Consider the following 16955-nt stretch of genomic DNA (forward strand, 5'->3'; position numbering starts at 1 on the left):
GTTCACTGATGCAGGGCGGGCCTTGCGGCACGCCATCGCATTTGTGCCCCCCTGCAAGAGAGCGGCCGAAAATTGGAAAGGGAGCGATGATGGCGCCCTCACTGCGCGAACCACCCCCGGCAGGGAATGGTTCGCGTCAGCCTGTCGGCAGATTTAGGGTGTCGACTCAGGCCGCCTGGGGCGGTGCGAACTTGGTCAGGTCGATACCGGCGACCGCGCTCTTATACTCGTCCATGTTAGGCGTGCGGCCCAATATGGTCGACAGCACGACGAGCGGGGTCGAGGCGAGGAGCGATTCACCCTTTTTATTCGCCGTGTCTTCCACGACGCGGCCCTGGAACAGGCGGGTCGAGGTGGCGAGGACGGTGTCGCCCTTGGCGGCCTTTTCCTGATTGCCCATGCACAGGTTACAGCCCGGACGTTCGAGATAGAGCGTATTCTCATATTCGGTGCGGGCCGCGGTCTTCGGCGCGACGTCGTCGAACTCGAAACCGGCATATTTCTTCAGCACGTCCCAGTCGCCTTCGGCCTTCAGTTCGTCGACGATGTTGTAGGTCGGCGGAGCAACAACCAGGGGCGCCTTGAACTCGACCTTGCCTTGCGCGGCTTCGATGTTCTTGAGCATCTGCGCCAGGATCTTCATGTCGCCCTTATGCACCATGCACGAGCCGATGAAGCCCAGATCCACCTTCTTCGTGCCACCATAATAGGACACCGGCCGGATGGTGTCGTGGGTGTAGCGCTTGGACACGTCGGCGTTGTTCACGTCCGGGTCGGCGATCATCGGCTCGTCGATCAAGTCGAGGTCGACCACGACTTCCGCAAAATATTTCGCGTTGGCGTCCGGGGCCAGCGCGGGCTTCTCGCCCGAACGGATTTCGGCGATACGCGCATCGGCCTTGGCGATCAGGCCGCGCAGAGTTCCGGCGGCGTTTTCCATGCCCTTGTCGATCATGATCTGGATGCGCGACTTGGCGATTTCCAGCGACTCGATCAGCGTTTCGTCCTGCGAGATGCAGATCGACGCCTTGGCCTTCATCTCGGCCGTCCAGTCGGTGAAGGTGAAGGCCTGATCGGCCAGCAGCGTGCCGATATGGACTTCGATGATGCGGCCCTGGAACACATTTTCTCCGCCGAACTGGGCCAGCATCTGCGCCTGGGTCGCGTGTACGACGTCGCGGAAGTCCATATAGGGCTGCATCTTGCCCTTGAACGTCACCTTGACCGACTGCGGGATCGGCATGGTCGCCTCGCCGGTGGCCAGCGCCAGCGCGACAGTGCCCGAGTCCGCGCCGAAGGCCACGCCCTTAGACATGCGGGTGTGGCTGTCACCGCCGATGATGATCGCCCAGTCATCCACGGTGATGTCGTTCAGCACCTTGTGGATCACGTCCGTCATCGCATGATAGACCCCCTTGGGGTCGCGCGCGGTGATCAGGCCGAAATTGTTCATGAACGACATCAGCTTGGGGATATTGGCCTGCGCCTTCTTGTCCCACACCGACGCCGTGTGGCAGCCCGACTGATAGGCGCCGTCAACCAGCGGCGAGATGACGGTGGCCGCCATCGCTTCCAGTTCCTGTGCGGTCATCAGGCCCGTGGTGTCCTGCGAGCCGACGATGTTGACCTTCACGCGCACGTCCGATCCGGCGTGCAGCACCTTGCCCGGCGTCACGCCCACGGCGTTGCGGTTGAAGATCTTTTCGACCGCGGTCAGGCCAACGCCATCGACGCTGATTTCCTTGTTGGGCGCGAAAACCGGGGTCGCTTCGACGCCGAGCGTTTCGGCGGCAAAGGTCTGGAGCTTCTTGCCGAAGACGATGGCATAGCTGCTGCCCGCCTTCATGAACTCCATCTTCTGCGGGGTGAAAGCGGAAGCGACGTCGACCAGTTCGTTGCCGGCCTCGTCCGTCAGCTTCTTGTTCCTGACGTCGATCTTCAGGACCGTGCCGGTCGCGACCGAGAATTTCTCCTCCAAGACAGGATTGCCGTCATTATTGAGGATAGCCTTGCCATCAGGGCCGGTCATCTTGGCCCAGTTCTGGAGGTTGATGCCGATACCGCCGGTCACGTCCACGGTGGTCGCGAAGATCGGCGAAATGCCGTTGGTGCCAGCGACGACCGGCGCGTAGTTGACGAAGGGAACATAGGGGCTCTGCTGCTTGCCGGTCCACAGCGCAACGTTGTTGACGCCCGACATGCGCGAGGAACCAACACCCATCGTGCCCTTTTCAGCGATCAGCATGACGCGCTTGTCGGGATGCTGGGCTTTCAGCGCCACGATCTGCTGCTGCGCTTCGGGCGAAATCATGCACAGGCCGTGCAGTTCGCGGTCGGAGCGCGAATGCGCCTGGTTGCCGGGGGACAAAAGATCGGTCGAGATGTCGCCTTCGCCCGCGATGAAGGTCACGACCTTGATCTCGTCTTCGACATCGGGAAGCTTGGTGAAGAACTCGGCCTTGGCATAGCTTTCCAGCACGTCCTTGGCGACAGGATTTCCCGACGCATAGGCGTCGCGCAGGCGGAACATGTCGGCATCGTAAAGGAATACCTGAGTCTTCAGGACTTCACCCGCCTGAACCGCAATCGCTGCGTCATTGCCCAGTGCGAGGTCCAGCAGCACGTGGATCGACGGACCGCCCTTCATGTGCGACAACAGTTCGAGCGCAAACGCCGGCGTGATTTCAGGGACGATCGCTTCGCCCAGAATGATCTGCTTGAGGAAAGCCGCCTTGACGGCCGCCGCGCTCGTGGTGCCCGGAAGGGTGTTGTAGATGAAGAATTTCAATGCATCCGGGCGATGCGCGCTACCCGAATCCTGGACCAGGGCGATGATTTCAGTGAGCAGTGCGCCGTCGTCGATCGGCTTGGGCGCAAGTCCCTGAGTTTTTCGGCTGTCGATCTCGGCCAGATAATCCAGGTAAATGCTCATCTTCTTCCCAACGTCATAAAGGGTACGGACTCGACGCGCAGCGCCACTTGCCGACTTTTATGCCCGGTCTGGGAGCTGACGCGCCCCGGTAGGCCAACCGACACGAATTGGCAAGTCGCCGCAGCGCAGCAAAAATGGGGTCGATGATTGATGGTTCGATCGCGGTCAGCGCGCCCTTTCCGCGACGACCCAGGCGTCGATCTGGCTTTCCAGAACGGTGAGCGGGACCGCCCCCTGCGCCAGGACTGCATCGTGGAAACGACGCAGGTCGAACTTCGTCCCCAACGCCTCCTCAGCCCTTTTTCGCAACTCGCGAATCCTGATCTCGCCCAGCTTGTAGCCCAGCGCCTGCCCCGGCCAGCTGATGTAGCGATTGACCTCCGCATCGATGTTGGCGTCCGAAAGGGCGCTGTTGGCCTTCATGAAGGCGACTGCCCTGCCCTTGTCCCAGCCCTTGGCGTGGATACCGGTATCGACCACCAGCCGGCAGGCCCGCCACATCTCGTAAGACAGGCGGCCCATCATCTTTTCGGGCGTGTCATAGAGGCCCATCTCTTCGCCCAGATATTCGGTATAGAGCGCCCAGCCCTCCACATAGGCGGTGAAGCCGGCAAGATATTTGCGGAAGGGCGGCAGCGGCAATTCCTGCTGGAGGGCGATCTGGTTGTGATGACCCGGCACGGCCTCATGCGCGGTAAGTGCGGGCAATTCCCAATAGGGACGCTGGTCCAGTTTCGACGTGTTGACCCAATAGGTGCCGGATATCCCTGCTTCCGGCGCACCCGGGCCGTAATAGGCGGTCGTGGTCCCTTCGGCCTCGGCGGCGGGAATGGGCTTCAGCCCGTAGGGCAGGCGCGGAAGGGTCGCAAAATAGCGGGGCAGCAGCCCGTCAATCACCTTCGCCTGGCGCGCTGCGACGCGCAACAGTTGCTCGGGTGTTTTCGCATAATAGGATGGATCGGTGCGCAGATGCTGGATATAGGCGGCGCGGCTGGGATAGCCGGCCCTGCTTGCGATCTCGTCCATACGCTTGCCGATGCGCGCGACCTCGTCCAGGCCGATTGCATGGATCTGGTCGGGCGTCAGGTCAGTGGTCGTGTGCGCCCTCACGCGGCTGGCATACCAGGCCGCCCCGCCAGGTAGCGACGATGCGCTGTCGCTCTTGCGGCAGCGGGGCAGATAGTCCTTCACGAACAGATCGTGCCATTCGCGATATTCGGGCATCAGCACGTCTCGGATCAGCGTGACGGCGCGGGTCTGCATCGCGCTCCAGTCGGCATCGCTGATGTCGCGCGGCCGGGGCCGTTTGAACGGCTCGTAGAAGCGCGTCTCCTCTGGCTTGCCGTCGACGATGCCGCTGATGGTTTTCGCGTAATTTTGCAGCACCGAACAGGGCTGGACATAGCCGCCCCTGATCGCCTGCCGCGTGATGGCGAGCGCGTCGCCATTCTGCTTCGGGTAAAGGGCCAGGCGCTTCAGATAGCTGTCATAATCGGCGCGATTGTAGAAAGGCAGGCCGTCAGCCATGCCCGAAAAGCCCTGATGCCAGCCATAATAGGTCGTGAACAGCATCAGCCGTTCAGCAGGATGCCGGTCGCCGTCAATGTCGTCGCGCAGCATCCACAGCAGCACGTCCCGATTGACGCGGTCAGTCGCGTCCAGCCCTTGCGCCGGTATCGCCTCCAGCCGCGTGACAAAGCCCCGCTCCGCGCTGATGTGCGCGTCGCGCGCGGCGAGCGACATATCGTAGATGCGGTCGTCATAGTCGCGCACACCGCGCGCCGTCGCCTCGACCGGATGGGTGGACAGATACCAGGCCCAATGGTCATCGATGACTTTGGTCAGTTGATCGTGCGGCGTTTGTGCGTTTGTCACCACCGGCGACGCGACAGCGATCAGGAAAGACAGAATCTTGCGCATGGGCGCAATAGATCGCTCGCAACAGGGCGTTTGGCAAGAGGGTCAAGCCGCCGCCACGCCCTCCGCCTCGACAATGCCGTCACCAGCGTAGAAGCCGCGCACCCGAACCCGCTTTTCCACATGGTCGACCGGCACGCGCAGGAGAACGAGGCGATAGCTGCCGCCCAGATCGCGTTGAAGCAGGAAGCCCGCCTCGTCGCGCAACAACCTGCCGGTCTCGTCCACTCCGGCGCCGATCTCCATCATGATGGTCAGTCTATCGCGTCCTTGATGCCCTTGCCAGCCAGGATTCCCAGGACGAGGAACAGAACAAACATGGCAATCGCAATGAAGAATAGAATCTTGGCGATGCCGACGAAGGCGCCCGCCGCGCCGCCGAAGCCAAGCAGCGCCAGCACGGCGGCGATGACGAGGGAGATGATCGCGAGCTTGATCACAGAATTATCCTTCCGATGGGAATGCAATGCCTTCCCAACGGCCGGCGGGGGAGGCATGTTCCCGCCCCCGAACGGATCAGACCCAGCCTTCGAGCACCTGGTTGGGTGGGCGATGGCCGTCGACCCAGGTGCGGATATTGGCGATGACACGCGCGCCGGTGGCGTCCCGGCCCTCGAAGGTGGCCGACCCCATGTGCGGCAGGAGGGTGACGTTGGAAAGCGCCAGCAACCGCGGGTTCACCGCCGGCTCATGGGTATAGACATCGAACCCCGCTCCGGCGATCCGGCCTTCTTCCAGAGCGACGATGAGCGCGTCCTCGTCCGTCACCTCGGCGCGCGAGGTGTTGATGATATAGGCGTCCGCGCCCAGCAGCGCGATGCGCCGCGCGTCGATCATGCCCCGGCTGTCGGCGTTGAGCGGACAATGAATGGACAGGATGTCACTGCTGGCCAGCAGCATGTCGAGTTCGCCATGCCATACCGCCTCCAGTTCCTGCTCCACCTCGAAGGGCAGCCGGTGCCGGTTGTGATAGGCGATGGACAGGCCGAAGGCGCGGGCGCGACGGGCGACGGCGCGACCGATGCGGCCCATGCCGATGATCCCCAGCTTCTTGCCGCCGATCCGATGGCCGAGCATCCCCGAAGGACTCCAGCCGCGCCATTCACCGGTACGCACCAGCTTCTCGCCTTCCGCCAGCCGACGCGGGACGGACAGGATGAGCGCCATGGTCATGTCGGCAGTGTCCTCGGTCAGGACGCCCGGCGTGTTGGTGACGATAACGCCCTTCCGGCGCGCGGCGGCGAGGTCGATATGGTCGACGCCGCTGCCGAAGCTGGCGATCAGTTGCAACCGGTCGGGCGCGCCCTCGATCAGCGAAGCATCGATCTGGTCGCTGATGGTGGGCACCAGAACGTCGCACTGGGCCATGGCGCGGGCCAGTTCGGTGCGGCTCAGCGCCACATCGCCGACATTGAAGCTGGCGTCGAACAGTTCGGCCATGCGCGCCTCCACATTGGGAGGCAGGCGGCGCGTGACGATGACGCGCGGCTTGGCGGGGCGCGGTTTTCTGGCCATGGACTAGGCCGCTATTCCCCGTCGCGGCGCGGGTCAAGCGGATATGGCGGGCCAGGCCATCGAAACACTGTCCCAGCGACGCGCAACAGGTTATGGGATGGCCATGGGTGACATGGGCAATGGATTTGGGATGAAGCGTTTGTGTTTGGGTGCGGGCGCTGCGGCGGCGCTGGCCGCGGCTGGCGCGACCCTTGCGGCCCCGGCCAAGCCGGTGCCTTACTGGGCCTCTCTGTCCCAGGACGAAGCGCGGATGCGCGTGGGCCCGAGCCTGGATTACCCGTCCAACTGGGTCTATCGCCGCCGGGATTTGCCGGTGAAGGTGGTGCAGGTACTGGGCCTGTGGCGCAAGGTCGAAGACCCCGATGGCGCGCAGGGATGGATGCATGTCCGGCTGCTGAGCGACACGCCCACCGCGATTGTGCGAGCGGAGACGGCGCCTCTGCATGCCTCCCCCAGCGACGGCGCGCCGGCCCTGTTTCGCGCGGAGCGAGGCGTGGTCGGGCGGCTGTCCGATTGCTCGGCTGGCTGGTGCACCTTCGACGTGCATGGCCAGCGCGGCTATGTGAAGGCGGCCGATATCTGGGGCGCGACCGACAAATAGACACGGCGGCCCGCAACGCTCCCCGTGATGCAGGGATCAGGCGTCGGCCCAGCGCCGCAGCAGATTGTGATAGACGCCGGTCAGGCGGATTACCTCGTCATGGTCCTGGCCCATCGCGGCCGCCACGCCCTGCACGCTGCGGTCTAGGTCGAACAGCATCTGTCGCGCGCCATCGTCGCGGATCATCGACTGGAGCCAGAAGAAGCTCGCCACGCGCCGCCCGCGCGTCACCGGCTCGACCCGGTGCAGCGAGGAAGAGGGATAGAGCACCGCATGGCCGGCGGGCAGCTTCACCTGCTGCACGCCGAAATTCGTCTCGATCGTCAGTTCCCCGCCATCATAGGCGTCCGGCGCCTCCAGAAACACGGTGATCGACAGGTCGGATCGCACGCGAAAGCCGGTGCCCACCTGAATGCGTACCGCATTGTCGACATGAACGCCGAACGCCTGCCCGCCGGCATAGCTGTTGAACAGGGGCGGAAAGATTTTGAGCGGCAGCGCGGCGGCGATAAAAAGCGGAGAGCGTCCCAGCGCATCGAGGATCATCTGCCCTGCCCGCTTCGCCGCGTCGCATTCTTCGGGCAATTGCAGGTTGCGCTTGGCGAGCGCGGACTGGTGCCCAGACGTGACATTGCCGTCCACCCAGTCGGCGGCATCGATGATGGCGCGGATGTCGGCGACACCCTGGGCGTCGATCAGATCGGGTATGGCAATCAGCATGGCAAAGGCATGTCCGTCAGGCGGCGTCGGTCCGCAGGATGAAGGGGATTTCGACCACGCCCTTGACCCGCACCGGCTGGCCGCTGCGCAGGATCGGTTTCCAGCGCCAGTTCTTGACCGCGTCGCGCGCAGCATTGTCGAGCCGCGAAAAGCCGCTGCTCTGCGACACGCTGATACTCTCGACGGCACCGTCCAGCCCCAGGATTAGCGTTAGCACGACCGTGCCCTGCTCGCGCTTGCGCCGGCTTTCGACCGGATAGCGGGGCGGCTTGCCCGCCACCATCTGGGCGCCGAGGTCGCCGGCCTGGACGATGCCGGGCGCAACCGGTGGCGCGACGGGCGCCGGCGGACCTGGCACGGAGACGGCGACCGGCACAGCTGCCGGTACCGGAACTGGATCAGGCGTAGTCTGTACGGGCACGGGCGGTGCGGGCGTCTGCACGATCGGCGGAGGCGCAACGACCTGCGGCGTGGAGGGCGGCGGTGGCGGGGCCTGCGCGGCCGGGGGCGGAGGCGGCGGCGGGCTGAGATTGACCACCGTCAGCTTGGCTTCCTCCACGCGTTGCACATGATTACGCACCTGGACCAGCGCGCCGATCGCCACCGCGTGGAGCATCAATATGGCTGCAATGGCGGGCAGATTGGGACGGGACCGGGCGCGATAACGTCCCACCGGCGGGGGCGCTGCCGGCTGCACCAGCGATACCGACGGAGCGGAAACCGGATCGAGCGCCGGTTCCGTCGTGGCCATCTGGTCGTCGATCGGCTGGCTTGCGGCTTGCAGCATGGAAGCGCCTCCCTTTCCGCGCCCATAACGCGAAGCCTAATGCGAATCAATTGCGCCTTGTCAAAATGGCAAGGTTCGGACGGGCGGCGACCCGAGGAGGGATGGCCATCGGCCAAGGAGTGTATCGCCGCCCGCCCGTCACCCCGGCCGGGACGAGGCCGGGGAGATGGTTTCAGTCGTTACAGCTTGTAACCCAGCGTCAGCACCCAGGACCGCCCCTCTCCCGGATTGGCCCAGCCATTATTGCGAATGCTGGTATAATATTTCTCGTTGGTGAAGTTCTGGACGTTGAGCTGGGCGCTGAACCTGTCCGTGACCGGATAGGACAGCATCGCCCGGTGGACGAGATAGTCATCCGCCTTGTACATCGTCGCGCCGGTCACGTTGGTCAGGTACCAGCTACCCTGATAGGTCAGACCATAGCCCAGTTCCAGGCCAAAGGGCAGCTTGTAGGTGGTGAAGAGGCTGCCCGAATGTTTCGGGTTGTTGGTCATCGGATTGCCCGCCTGGGTGTCGATCACGCCCTGCGACTTCTGATAGTCCGAAATGCTCTGGATCACCTTGGTATCCAGATAAGTGTAGTTGGCGAAGATCGTCCAGGCATCGCTGATATTCCCCGTCGCGCCGAGGGACACACCATCCACCCGATTGCGACCGTCATTGACCGGCAGGGCGCCGATCAACGGATCGTTGCTGGCGACGCGGTAGTTGGTGCGTTCGTTACGGAAGAGAGCCGCCGTCAGTTGCAGCTTCGCGTCAAACAGGTCGATCTTGCCGCCAATCTCATAATTGACGGCCTGTTCGGGCTTTGCCTCACAGGCGTTGTTGACGCCGCCGGTCCCTGTGATCAGCAGGCCGCAGCCCGAGCGGACGGTCGTCGCGGTCGGGGTCTTGCTGTTGCCATAGGCGATGTAGAGGCTGGCATTCTCCACAGGCTTGTAAACGAGGCCGATGCGGTAGGAGAAGAGATTGTCGGTCGCGTTCTGCTGCGCCCCGGTGGTGTAGGCGCCGCCTGCCGCGGGCGTGGCAATCGTGTCGGCACGGAAACGGGCGCGATTATGCTCCCAGCGCACGCCGCCGTTGATCTCGATCTTCTCGACGATCTTGACCGCCGCGAAGGCATAGGCCGCGATGTTGAACAGGTCGCCGTCCTGATGGGCGGTGCGGGTCGGGTTGACCGGGCCGGCATAGTCGGTCGGCACGCCGATGATGATCGGCGTCATGGTCGGCGTCGTGCCATCGGCATTGCGCTGCACATTGCCGCTGTCGAGGAGATAATCCTCCTGCAACATCGAGGTACCCAGCACCAGCGAATGGCCACCGGGGATGGAAAATGTCAGGTCCAGTTGGTTGTAGAGCGTCTGGTTCTCGGAATTGCGGAACGTGCCGCGCGGACCGCCGGGCAGGTAGATGCCGGGGGTGGAGCAGGATGCGCCAGCCTGGGTCCGGCCGTTCGACAGGCAGTAGGTACCGCCCTGGGGCGGATTGACGACCAGATTTTGTTCGACCCGCTGCCAGCGCGACAGGTTGCGGATCGACAGAAGGTCGCTGAACTTGTGGTCGAAGATCGCCGTTGCCTGGTCGATCGTCTGATCCTGCCGGTCCATGTTCGCATAGCCCAGATAGGCGCTGTAGGGCACGCCGGGCAGCGCACCGTCATAGACGCCATTCTTGTAATAGGGCACGCCGTAGAGCGGCGTATTCTTGTCCTCCTGATGCGTGTAGAGCAGTGTCAGCGAAGTCGGGCCGTCTACGCCGAACTTGACCGAGGGGGCCACGCCCCAGCGCTCATAGCGATCCACCTGACGGGCCGGCACGTCATTTTCATGATACATGGCGTTGAGCCGTACCGCGACGAAGTCCGACACCCGTACATTGCTGTCGATGGTCGCACGATAATAGTCGGACGTGCCGACGCCCGCCTGCACCAGCGTCTCATCATAGCCCTTGGGTCGCTTGGTGACGATGTTGATGCTGCCGCCGATCGAACCGGAACCGCCGTAAACGGAGTTGGCCCCGTTGGTGACCTCGATCTGCTCGACATTGAACGGGTCGGTACGGCTATATTGCGCGCTGTCGCGCACGCCATCGATGCTGATGTCGGTATTGGCGCTCTGGCCGCGCAGATTGATGCTGTCGCCATAGCCGCCGCCACCTTCGCCCGCGCCGAAGGTGATGCCCGGAATGGTGGACAGCACGTCGCGCAGGGTGAGAAGATTTTGCTTTTGGATGGTCTGGTTGCCGATCACCGTGATGGTCTGCGGCATGTCCAGCAGCGGGCGCACATATTTGGGCGATTCCGGCTTTTCCACCTTCACTTCGGATTCGTCGATCGCGGTGTCGGTCACGGTCATGCCGCCCAGCTTGGGCCCCCGATCGGCCTCTTGGGCATGACCGGCTGCGGCGAAGGCCAGCGCACCGACGCAGCCGAGCGCCAGAAATGATGTCGATGCAGTCTTATTCATGGAGCGGACTCCCCCTCTGTTTTGATTGGGGCGCCTGCTATTGCGAATCGTTCTTATAGTCAACGCTAATGCGAATAATTCTTATAATTGTGATGGAAGCCCATGATCGAAAAGCCAGCATCGGATCGCGCTCGCCAGGTTCGGCGCCGGGTCAGCCGCCAAACGCGCGACGTCGATGCGCGCGATCAGGGCGTTGACCGGCACTTGCTCGTGGGCGGCGACGCGGCGCAGCGCATCCCAGAAAATCGGTTCAAGGCTGATCGCCGTCTGATGACCGGCGATGGTGACGCTCCGCTTCACCGGCGGAGCGAAGGGCGGCCCGGAGGATCGCACAGGACCGCCCTGTTGCATCAATACATATGCTGGCCGCCGTTGATCGACAGCGTGCTCCCGGTCACGAAGCCGCCATCCTCGCTACAGAAGAAAGCGACGCCTCGGGCGATTTCATGGGCCTGGCCGAGGCGGCCGACCGGGATCTTGGCGACGATCTTTTCCAGTACCGGGGCTGGCACCGCCGCGACCATGTCGGTGTCGATGTAGCCGGGCGCGATGGCGTTGACGGTCACGCCATATTTCGCGCCCTCCTGCGCCAGCGCCTTGGTGAAGCCGTGAATGCCCGACTTGGCGGCGGCATAGTTGACCTGACCATATTGGCCAGCCTGTCCGTTGATCGAGCCGATATTGACGATCCGGCCCCAGCCGCGCTCCCGCATTCCGCCGAAGGTCGCCTTCGCCATGTTGAAGCAGCCGCCCAGGTTGATCCGCATCACTTCGTTCCAGTCGTCGAAGCTCATCTTGGCGAGCACGCCATCGCGGGTGATGCCGGCATTGTTGACGACAATGTCGACCGGGCCGAGCGCTTCGGCAACCTGTGCGCAGCCGTCGAGGCAGGCCTGATGATCGCCGACATCCCATTTGAAGGACGCGATCCCGGTCGCGTCGGTGAAGGCCTTGGCCTTTTCCTCATTGCCGCCATAGTTGGCAGCGACCTTATACCCCAGATCCTTGAGCGCCAGGCTGATCGCCTCGCCGATGCCCCGCGTTCCGCCCGTCACGATCGCCACTCTCGACATATTGGCCTCCTCTTCCAACCGGGGTCAGTCCATCCAACCCGAAAGCTCGCGGCTCATCAGCCTCTGGTACAGAGTGATAGCTTCCGGCGATGCGTTTAGACAGGGCAAATAGGCAAAATTTTCGCCACCATGGGCCAAAAAAACATCTTTCGCACGCAGGGCGATTTCCTCTAGGGTTTCAAGGCAGTCCGCCGCGAATCCGGGCGTCACGACCGCAATATTTCTGACACCGTCATTTACCAATTTGGCGAGCGTCGCCTCGGTTTCCGGTTCAAGCCATTTGGCCCTGCCGAAACGCGACTGGAAGCTCATATGAACGGGCAGCGCCAGCGCCTCACGCAGCAGGCGGACGGTCTTCACCGACTGGCAATGATAGGGATCGCCCAGGTGCAACGTCCGTTCGGGCATCCCGTGGAAGCTGGCGAGCAGGGCGTCGGGGCTGAAATCCAGCGTCGCCAGATGGCCTTCGACCGAAGCCTTCAGCGCGCCGATATAGGCCGGATCGTCATGATAAGGCGGTAGGGTGCGGAGGGCTGGTTGCCAGCGCATTGCCTTCAGCGCCGCGAAGGCCGCGTCATTGGCGGTCGCGGTCGTCGCGGCGCTATATTGCGGATAGAGCGGCGCGAGCAGGATGCGATCGCAGCCTGCCGCCTTCATCGCCGCCAGCCGGTCCGATATGGCGGGATTGCCGTAGCGCATCGCCCAGTCGACCATGACTTGGGGCATCGCCTGTTGCAGCGCCTGCGCAGTCGCGCGGGTATGGACGGCGAGCGGCGACCCCTCCCCGGTCCAGACCTGTTGATAGGCATGGGCCGATTTCTTCGGCCGGGTCGTCAGGATGATCCCACGCAGGATCGGCTGCCAAAGGAGCGGCGGGATTTCGACCACACGGCGGTCCGAGAGAAATTCGCCGAGATAGCGCCGCACCGATTTCGGGTCGGGCGCGTCGGGCGTGCCGAGGTTGATGAGCAAGACGCCGACCTTGGGCGTCGGGATGGGCGGATGATCGCTGGGCAGGGTCATGTCGTTCCCAAAAGAGGCAGGCTGCGCAATCGCTGGCCTGTCCAGGTGTAGAGCGCGTTGGCGACGGCGGGCGCGACCAGGGGCGCAGCAAGATCGCTGACGCCGGTCGGATCGGCGGTGCTGCGGATCAACTCGACCGTGACTTCGCCGATATCGGCAAGCCGCGGCAGGTTCATGCGGCCGAGGATCGCGCGGGTGGGAAGGCCACGCTCATAGGGCACGGAAGCCCCCATTGCATAGGCAAGGCCGTAGACCAGTCCGCTTTCGATCTGCTGGCGGGCGATGTCGGGATTGACCTGATCGCCGGCATCGACGGCAGCGACGATCCGGTTGACGGTGAGCCGGTCGCCGCTCATCGCGGCCTCCACCAGGATAGCGGCATAGGCGCCTCCCATCATGTGCGTCGCGATCCCCTGCCCGCTGCCGGCGATGCCGCCCTGCCATCCGCCCATGGCGGCTGCGGTCGAGAGGCAATGGGCAAGGCGCGGATTGCCGCCCAGCATCTGTATCCGGAAGGACATGGCCTCCATCTTCGCCAGATGGGCGAGTTCGTCGATGAAGCTTTCGGTGACGAAGGCACTGGGCAGATGCGCGTTACCGCGCGTGAAACCGACGGGAAGGCCGACATCGGCCGGGTAATGATCGACCGCCCAGTTGGGAATGGAATAGGGCGGCGCCATGCCGGCTACGGCAAGCCGGGTGGCCTTGTTCGCCGCCCCCTCCGCCGCCTCGTGCGGCAGCCTGCCATCGGCGATGCGCGCCCAGGTCTGGGTCATGGCGCAGGGCGTGGCGACCTTTGCCAGCCAACCCTCGATCGCGCCGTTGCGGCCGAGCCTGGCCGCCATGCGGGCATGGACAGGGGCGCTGGGCCGGTCCTGGATCACATCCTCCAGCCGCGACCATTGCAATTGCACCGGACGCCCCATGTCGCGGGCGATGAGCGCGGCCTGCACGCCCGCGTCCCAATCCATCCTGCGTCCGAAGGAACCGCCGGCGTGAAGCGGGTAGAGCGTCACCGCGCTGTCGGGCAGGTCCAGCGCGGAGGCAATGGCGCTGCGAGCGAGGCCGGGCGCCTGCGTAGCCATCCATATTTCCGCGCCCTCGTCGCTCACGCGGGCGGTGGCACACATGGGTTCGAGCGCCAGGTGCAGGCCCGCATCGACCTGATATTCGCTGGCGAGGATGGTTGCGCCCTCGAATATCGGAGCCAGATCGCCCTGCGAATAGAGGCGGCGGCCGGCCGCCCCGGAGAAGGCAGTTTCGAGCGCCTCCCCGATCCCGTCGCTGCTGACTGGACGACCGCGAAGGGTGAAGACGGGATCGGCCAGGTCCAGCGCCTTGTTGGCCGCCCACCAGTTGCTCGCCACCGCCGCGACCCAGCGTTCCTGCTTTACCAGCTTGAGGAACCCCGTGACGCCGCCCGCCGAACGTTCATCCAGTCCGGCCAGCACGGCGTCGCCGATCGGCCCCTGCCGGATCGAGGCATAGACCATGTCGGGAAGCCGGATGTCCGCGGCGAAATTATGGCTGCCGTCAATCTTGGAAGGCGTGTCGAGGCGAGGCAGATCCTGCCCCGAAAGCCGCCCATCCTGCCCCTGTCGCAACGGCAATATATCCGGCAGGTCGAAGTTCACACCGTCGCTGGCGACATCGCCGATCTTCATCCGGCGCTCCCCGCCGTCGGAGATGATGCCGTCCTGAATGTCGCAGCTTTCCCACGGAACGCCCCAGCGCGCCGCCGCCGCCTTGCACAGCAGGACGCGGGCGGCCGCGCCCGCGTCGCGATAGGCGTCATGGAACATCGGGATCGACGTGCCCCCGCCCGTCAGCATCAGCGCGCTGCGCGTCGCATATTGGCCGATCGCCCAGTCGCCCGCACTGCCCAGCAGCCGCGTCCAGTCGCTCGCCAGCCATTCGCGCGCCAGCAGGCTGTTGGCATAGAGCGGGCTGACCGGCGCGGCCTGCACCGCGACCGTGCGCCAGTCAGCGCCCAGTTCGTCTGCCAATATCTGCGGCAGGACGGTGGTAACGCCCTGCCCCATTTCAGTCTGGGGGACGATGACGATGACCTGCCCGGACCGGTCGATCTTGAGGAAGGCGTTGACGATCGTTTCGGTCGGACCAGCGTTAAGATTGGGCTTGTAGCTGCGCGGCCAGGCGCCCCAGGCGACCATCAGCCCGGTAGCCGCCCCGCCCCCGACCAGCAGGGTCCGCCGGCTGATGCCCCCACGCCCACCGACGTTCCTGTCCGATTGCTTCCGCGGTAAGCGCGCCATATCCGCCTGATAGTCGGGCCTTTGCGCGCTGACTAGGACTATTCAGCAGAAATCGGCGCAAGTCCGATCCGGGGAATCTCGATCGCCGGGCAGCGGTCCATCACCACTTTCAAGCCCGCCGCCTCCGCGCGGGCGACGGCAGCCATGTTGATGACCCCGATCTGCATCCAGACGGATTTCGCACCGATCGCGATAGCCTCGTCCACTGCCTCGCCCGCCGCGCCGCTGCGGCGGAAGATATCGACCATGTCGATGGGCACGCCGATGTCCGACAGGCGACCCCAGACGAATTCGCCATGGACATGCTCACCAGCGATCTGCGGATTGACCGGCAGGACGCGATAGCCATGATGCTGGAGGAAGCGCATCACGCCATAGCTGGGCCGGTCCGGCCGGTCGGATATGCCGACCAGCGCGATATTGCGGGTTTCACCCAGCAGCGTGGCGATGTCCTGCGGATCGGTGAGCGGCATGGCGATCTCCTTCGCGGCAAGAGATGGGAAGTCGCGGGGTGCTTGCAAGACATTCCCCTGTCGCTGCGGCTGGGACAGTCCCGCCCGAAGCCTTGTTCGCGCTCGACCTGTCGGGATTCCAACGCGCGGGCGCTTGTCGTGGCGGGAGACCCGCGATCAGGCAGCCCGGCCCAACCAGTCCGCCACCTTTTCCGCGATCGCGCGGAAGGCGTCGGCATCCGGGCCTTCGCCGGCCGCCGGGGGATCGCCCGCGTCGGAACGGCGGCGAATGTCGATCGCCAGCGGGATGCGGCCGAGGAAGGGCATGGACAATTTCCCCGCGGCGCTTTCCGCGCCGCCCTGCCCGAAGGGATCCGAGATTTCGCCGCAATGGGGACAGGCATAGCCGGCCATATTCTCGACCAGGCCCACCATCGGAACGCCCGCCTGATGGAACAGGCTGACCGCGCGGGTGGCGTCGATCAGCGCCAGATCCTGGGGCGTGGAAACGATCACCGCGCCGGCGGGCTTGTGCTTCTGCACCATGGTCAACTGGATGTCGCCGGTGCCCGGCGGCATGTCGACGACCAGCAATTGCGTGTCGCCCCATTCCGCGTCGATCAGCTGCGTCAGCGCATTGCCCACCATCGGTCCACGCCAGGCGAGCGCCTTGCCCGGTTCGACGAGATGCGCCATCGACAGCATCGGGATGCCGGCGACGCCGGTGACGGGGACCAGCTTCTTGTCGCGGGCGACGGGCTTGCTGTCCTCGCTGCCCATGAGTTTCGCCTGCGAAGGGCCGTAAATGTCGGCATCGACCAGCCCGACCCTGATCCCCAGCCGATGGAGCGCAACAGCGAGATTGGCCGACAGGGTCGACTTGCCCACCCCGCCCTTGCCCGAGGCGACGGCGAGGATGCGCAAGGGCGCCGTCCCGCCGTGGCGTTCGGCGGTCATGGCGATGCGGACATCGGTGACGCCCGGCACCGTCAGGCCGCCTTCGCGGATCGCAGCGGCGAGGCCGTCGCGCTGTTCGGGGGACAGGCCGCCCACGTCGAGCGCAAGCGTCATCACGCCATCCTTGACGCGCGGGGCGCTGGCGCGGCCATCGGTCAGGGCGGTCAAACGGGCGGCAAAATCGGCAAGATCGGTCATGGCGACGCCCTGTAGGAAATAATCGCGGCCATTGGCACT

15 protein-coding genes are annotated in these 16955 nt (G+C 64.5%); 1 reads left to right on the forward strand and 14 read right to left on the reverse strand.

Annotated features, from left to right (window positions below; all coding sequences use genetic code 11):
• Window positions 1–166: 166 nt before the first annotated feature.
• From K3M67_RS09000 to K3M67_RS09020, 5 genes are all read right to left on the reverse strand, one after another.
• A complete protein-coding gene (locus tag K3M67_RS09000; RefSeq protein WP_285831314.1) occupies window positions 167–2932 on the reverse strand; it encodes a bifunctional aconitate hydratase 2/2-methylisocitrate dehydratase in 2766 nt (921 codons plus the stop codon).
• 165 nt (window positions 2933–3097) lie between these two features.
• Complete coding sequence (locus tag K3M67_RS09005; protein WP_285831315.1) at window positions 3098–4852, reverse strand: DUF885 domain-containing protein; 1755 nt, start codon at window positions 4850–4852, stop codon at window positions 3098–3100.
• 42 nt (window positions 4853–4894) lie between these two features.
• Window positions 4895–5098, reverse strand: coding sequence for a DUF5818 domain-containing protein (locus tag K3M67_RS09010; RefSeq protein WP_066858468.1), 204 nt, complete (start codon window positions 5096–5098; stop codon window positions 4895–4897).
• 5 nt (window positions 5099–5103) lie between these two features.
• On the reverse strand, window positions 5104–5289 hold the full coding sequence (locus tag K3M67_RS09015) for a DUF1328 domain-containing protein (protein ID WP_285831316.1): 186 nt from the start codon (window positions 5287–5289) through the stop codon (window positions 5104–5106).
• 76 nt (window positions 5290–5365) lie between these two features.
• Window positions 5366–6364 carry a 2-hydroxyacid dehydrogenase gene (locus K3M67_RS09020; RefSeq protein WP_066858465.1) on the reverse strand — a complete coding sequence of 333 codons (999 nt, stop codon included), beginning with the start codon at window positions 6362–6364 and terminating at the stop codon, window positions 5366–5368.
• A 130-nt stretch (window positions 6365–6494) separates the two neighbouring features.
• On the opposite strand from K3M67_RS09020, the gene K3M67_RS09025 reads away from it, so the two are divergent.
• Window positions 6495–6965 (forward strand): SH3 domain-containing protein, encoded by a 471-nt coding sequence (locus tag K3M67_RS09025; RefSeq protein WP_285831317.1) that lies wholly within the window; start codon window positions 6495–6497, stop codon window positions 6963–6965.
• Window positions 6966–7001: 36 nt separating this feature from the next.
• Here K3M67_RS09025 and K3M67_RS09030 read toward each other — a convergent pair whose 3' ends face one another.
• From K3M67_RS09030 to K3M67_RS09070, 9 genes are all read right to left on the reverse strand, one after another.
• Window positions 7002–7685: a Fe2+-dependent dioxygenase gene (locus tag K3M67_RS09030; RefSeq protein ID WP_285831318.1), complete on the reverse strand. Its 684-nt coding sequence runs from the start codon at window positions 7683–7685 to the stop codon at window positions 7002–7004.
• A 16-nt stretch (window positions 7686–7701) separates the two neighbouring features.
• Window positions 7702–8472 carry an energy transducer TonB gene (locus K3M67_RS09035; protein WP_066858458.1) on the reverse strand — a complete coding sequence of 257 codons (771 nt, stop codon included), beginning with the start codon at window positions 8470–8472 and terminating at the stop codon, window positions 7702–7704.
• A 179-nt stretch (window positions 8473–8651) separates the two neighbouring features.
• The gene (locus K3M67_RS09040) at window positions 8652–10937 is read right to left on the reverse strand and encodes a TonB-dependent receptor (RefSeq protein ID WP_285831319.1); all 2286 of its coding nucleotides are present in this window, start codon (window positions 10935–10937) and stop codon (window positions 8652–8654) included.
• A gap of 81 nt (window positions 10938–11018) precedes the next feature.
• Window positions 11019–11288 carry a ribbon-helix-helix domain-containing protein gene (locus K3M67_RS09045; protein ID WP_066858452.1) on the reverse strand — a complete coding sequence of 90 codons (270 nt, stop codon included), beginning with the start codon at window positions 11286–11288 and terminating at the stop codon, window positions 11019–11021.
• A complete protein-coding gene (gene phbB, locus K3M67_RS09050) occupies window positions 11288–12010 on the reverse strand; it encodes an acetoacetyl-CoA reductase (protein WP_285831320.1) in 723 nt (240 codons plus the stop codon). The genes K3M67_RS09045 and phbB overlap by 1 nt, the downstream gene beginning before the upstream one ends.
• Before the next feature lie 24 nt (window positions 12011–12034).
• Window positions 12035–13033 carry a ferrochelatase gene (hemH, locus tag K3M67_RS09055; protein WP_066858446.1) on the reverse strand — a complete coding sequence of 333 codons (999 nt, stop codon included), beginning with the start codon at window positions 13031–13033 and terminating at the stop codon, window positions 12035–12037.
• Window positions 13030–15309: a molybdopterin cofactor-binding domain-containing protein gene (locus tag K3M67_RS09060; protein WP_285831321.1), complete on the reverse strand. Its 2280-nt coding sequence runs from the start codon at window positions 15307–15309 to the stop codon at window positions 13030–13032. Before K3M67_RS09060 ends, hemH begins: the two co-directional genes overlap by 4 nt.
• A 38-nt stretch (window positions 15310–15347) precedes the next feature.
• Window positions 15348–15782 (reverse strand): CoA-binding protein, encoded by a 435-nt coding sequence (locus K3M67_RS09065; RefSeq protein WP_066858440.1) that lies wholly within the window; start codon window positions 15780–15782, stop codon window positions 15348–15350.
• 156 nt (window positions 15783–15938) lie between these two features.
• Window positions 15939–16916, reverse strand: a complete 978-nt coding sequence (locus K3M67_RS09070; RefSeq protein ID WP_285831322.1) for an Mrp/NBP35 family ATP-binding protein — start codon at window positions 16914–16916, stop codon at window positions 15939–15941.
• Window positions 16917–16955 lie beyond the last annotated feature (39 nt).

This window comes from Sphingobium sp. V4, assembly GCF_029590555.1.
In the GTDB taxonomy this organism is placed as follows: domain Bacteria; phylum Pseudomonadota; class Alphaproteobacteria; order Sphingomonadales; family Sphingomonadaceae; genus Sphingobium.